Annotated in this window: 3 protein-coding genes; 2 read left to right on the top strand and 1 reads right to left on the bottom strand. The window is 44.2% G+C overall.

Features of this window, described 5'->3' with window-relative positions:
* Positions 1-1,064: DUF790 family protein (locus tag F6K20_RS30290; protein WP_287297178.1), on the bottom strand; the 1,064-nt coding region annotated here is incomplete at its 3' end.
* A gap of 241 nt (positions 1,065-1,305) precedes the next feature.
* On the opposite strand from F6K20_RS30290, the gene F6K20_RS30285 reads away from it, so the two are divergent.
* Both F6K20_RS30285 and galE read left to right on the top strand, forming a co-directional pair.
* Positions 1,306-1,587, top strand: a complete 282-nt coding sequence (locus F6K20_RS30285) for a hypothetical protein (RefSeq protein WP_008189281.1) — start codon at positions 1,306-1,308, stop codon at positions 1,585-1,587.
* A 458-nt stretch (positions 1,588-2,045) separates the two neighbouring features.
* Entirely contained in the window at positions 2,046-3,077 is a 1,032-nt protein-coding gene (gene galE / locus F6K20_RS30280; protein WP_044495096.1) for a UDP-glucose 4-epimerase GalE, read from the top strand.
* The last annotated feature ends 310 nt before the right edge of the window (positions 3,078-3,387 follow it).

Genomic DNA, 3,387 nt, shown 5'->3' with positions numbered 1-3,387 from the left:
ACCTGAGCGAATTTCTTCTTTAAATATTCTGGACGCCAGTAACCAATAATTTCTAATAGGAAATTTCGCCCATCAGGATGAACAATCCGAAAGTCGGGCACCATCACACTACCAGGAATAGGAATTAAATCCACTTCTCGCTCTAATACCCACTCAGTTTTATGAGATTCCCAACGCTTAGCAAAGGAAGCCTCTAACATACTGTCGTAAGGTTTACCAGGGGGATAGTGAGTCACCAAGCCACAGCGGTCATTAAGGCTAAAATGCCCCGTCTTGATCGTACCGCTGTAAGAGTCACGGCTTTGTAAGGTCGCCTTGAGACTCCATTTAGTAACGTGTAGTAAGGCTGGAATCAGTTTTGCGATCGCTAAACCATAGCGAGTACTCGGCTTAAATAAACTAGTCGGTCCATCAATAGTAATCGTGAAGCCATGGTCCGCATCCCCTTCAATGTAAGTCATCAGCTGAAACAACTTCAAATAGCGGATTAATAGCTTATACTCCCCTGGAACATTCCGATGAGCATTCAGAGTCATCTCAGATGCCCGATAAAAAATACCCTGAACTTGAGATAAATTATAGCGATGCAGTAATGCCTCTGGTGCTGGGTGATCGAATTGAGTCAGAATACGATTTTCTTGTAAATCCGCATAAAGTCCTTTAGAAATTTGCTCAGGCAACACTTCCTGGTTTAATTCCTCAGATAAAGCAGTGCTCAGGCTTTCTAGAGTAGTCTGAGTTGCCTGGCGACTAGGAACAGATTGAGCCGCCAGGGCAAAAACTCGTTGGCGGAGTGCCTTAGGGTCTATGGGGCTAACAACTTCAAAGGTACTGAAGCTCGTTTTAAGAATATGGGCTAAACCTCGTTTAACCCGGTAGTCAGGGCTATCTCCTTCCCAATCCAACAACTTACGGTCTAGTTCCCCTTGGGTACTACCAGTAGCCTCAATAAAGCAGTGGATTAACTCAGCTGCCATAGCACAGGTCTGATTGTTAATCAGCAACCGTTTGGGAATGATTTCTTCGCCATTTTGTCTACTAATTAGCAAATCAGTCGGTAGCATTAATAATTAAGTGTTTTTTTTCTTTCTTTGCTGTGATATCTTGCTTGTAATGGCGGTGTCATGATAAAGAGCAACGGGTAAAGACACTGCCAGCTTGCCTGGTACAGAGAGTAAATGGTCAAGGAGGTTCCTAGTCAACTGTCTTTTCTAGCATCAAAATTTATTCTTTACTCACAATACTTCCTTTGACCCTAACCATTCAGGTTGGCTCGATTGAATTATACAGAGGTGCTAAATAATCATGAAAATCGCTCTATCCCCAGAATCGCCATTTTTGATTTCCCACCGACTAAAGCATAAATCTGTGGCGTCTACACCTGAACGCCAATCCAACCTGGACATAGAGACAATGGTAAACCAGATGATTACCAGGGGTCAATTGAGCCGTCAAGAGTATCTACAGCTGACGAGTGCCTTCCTCTGCGATTACAATATAAGCGACGCAGAACGCCACCAGATTAATCGGATATTTGATCATGTTCAGACTGGTCGTGTGAAATTAGTTGATTGTCAAGTTACTTGATTAGGGACGCACAGTGATAACTACCCACACTTTCCGGTCTCGAAAGTGTGGGATGACAACCAAGCCTTTGTTATTAGCCGTTATTAGCCTCAGGGTTTCCTTAAGACATCCATCTTGGTTGTGATTATCTCAGAAATACTACCTTATCCCAGACTAGATAAGCACTTCCCCGTGAGCATCCTGATGGATGGGACATTGTTTTAACTGTTGTCAAAGCGCATCTGACAGGCATTGAATCCCACAACCCCCTTACCGCTAGGAGGTGGGGCTTGAAGCCAGAATAATTAACCGGAATAATGAATCAGCTTGACTATTGCGTCACAATTAGGTTCAAGCATCACCAAATCAAATCTGGCATCTCCATATGGGATTACTATTTTACCCAAATTTGCGGAATTACAAGCAATCCCAGGGAATAATTTGGTAAAAGCAAAAATCTAGACTAGCGAGGTATTCAAGTGTCGCAATCCAAAGCAACTGTGCTAGTTACAGGGGGAGCCGGATATATTGGCTCCCATGCTGTATTAGCACTCTTGGCAGCTGGCTACAACGTGGTGGTTCTAGACAATTTAGTCTATGGTCATCGAGACATAGTCGAAGATGTTCTAAAGGTGAAGCTAGTTGTCGGTGATACCAATGACCGGGTATTACTCGACAATCTTTTTAGAGACTATGATATCAGTGCAGTAATGCACTTTGCTGCCTATGCCTATGTGGGAGAGTCGGTCACTGACCCGGCTAAATATTACCGCAATAATGTCACCGGGACACTAACACTCCTGGAAGCTATGGTAGCAGCATCAATTAAAAAATTAGTCTTTTCCTCTACCTGTGCTACCTACGGGGTACCAAAAACTGTACCGATTCCAGAAGATCATCCCCAAAACCCAATTAATCCCTATGGGGCGAGTAAATTAATGGTAGAGCGGATTCTATCGGATTTCCATACCGCCTATGATTTAAAATCCGTAACCTTCCGCTATTTTAATGCTGCTGGTGCTGACCCAGAGGGTAGGCTAGGGGAAGATCACACTCCCGAAACCCACCTTATCCCCTTAGTGCTGCTTACTGCTTTAGGTAAACGGGAGTCGATCTCCATTTTTGGTGCCAATTATCCCACAGCTGATGGAACTTGTATTCGGGACTATATTCACGTCAAGGATTTAGCCTCTGCTCATGTTTTGGGGTTGGACTATTTGTTAAAGGGTGGGGATAGTCAAATCTTTAACTTAGGCAATGGCAACGGCTTCTCAGTCAAAGAAGTGATTGAGGCAGCCAGATTTGTCACAAAACAAAACATCAAAGCTATAGAATGCGATCGCCGTCCTGGTGATCCGCCCGCTTTGGTCGGTAGTAGTGACAAAGCCAGAAAACTTCTGGGTTGGTATCCCCAGTATTCCGATATAAACACCATCTTATCCAACGCCTGGCAATGGCATCAGAAGCGCCATGGGTTCAAGGATGCTGGCCTTAGAGTTCCCGTCGCATAAAGGATTAAGGATTAAGAATTAAGAATGTTCGCCTTAGGCGTTCGGTGTAGGGTATGATTAAAAATTAACTATTATCGCCTAATCAAACTATGGAGTAGGCACATAGGGACAGCTTTACCAATTGGCTGGATGTACCGGTGCGCTTGACCTAGTCAAGCGCACCGCAATGGTCAACTCTTACGTCCGATACTTTTTAGCTACCAAAGTCTACCAAGATAGACCAAGGATCGCCAAGGCAAGATGCAATAGCATCCAGGGGGTATCTCCCAAAGCTCTCGGGAATATCCCGCGAGCGCCATAAAAATGTCAA

Source organism: Moorena sp. SIO2C4 (genome assembly GCF_010672485.1).
In the GTDB taxonomy this organism is placed as follows: Bacteria; Cyanobacteriota; Cyanobacteriia; order Cyanobacteriales; family Coleofasciculaceae; genus Moorena; species Moorena producens.
The sequence above is the reverse complement of the archived record's forward strand: the minus strand, read 5'-3'. Positions and strand labels throughout refer to the sequence as shown.

Coding starts and splice junctions, on each gene's coding strand:
- F6K20_RS30285 (WP_008189281.1), top strand. CDS start 1,306: ATGAAAATCGCTCTATCCCCAGAATCGCCATTTTTGATTTCCCACCGA.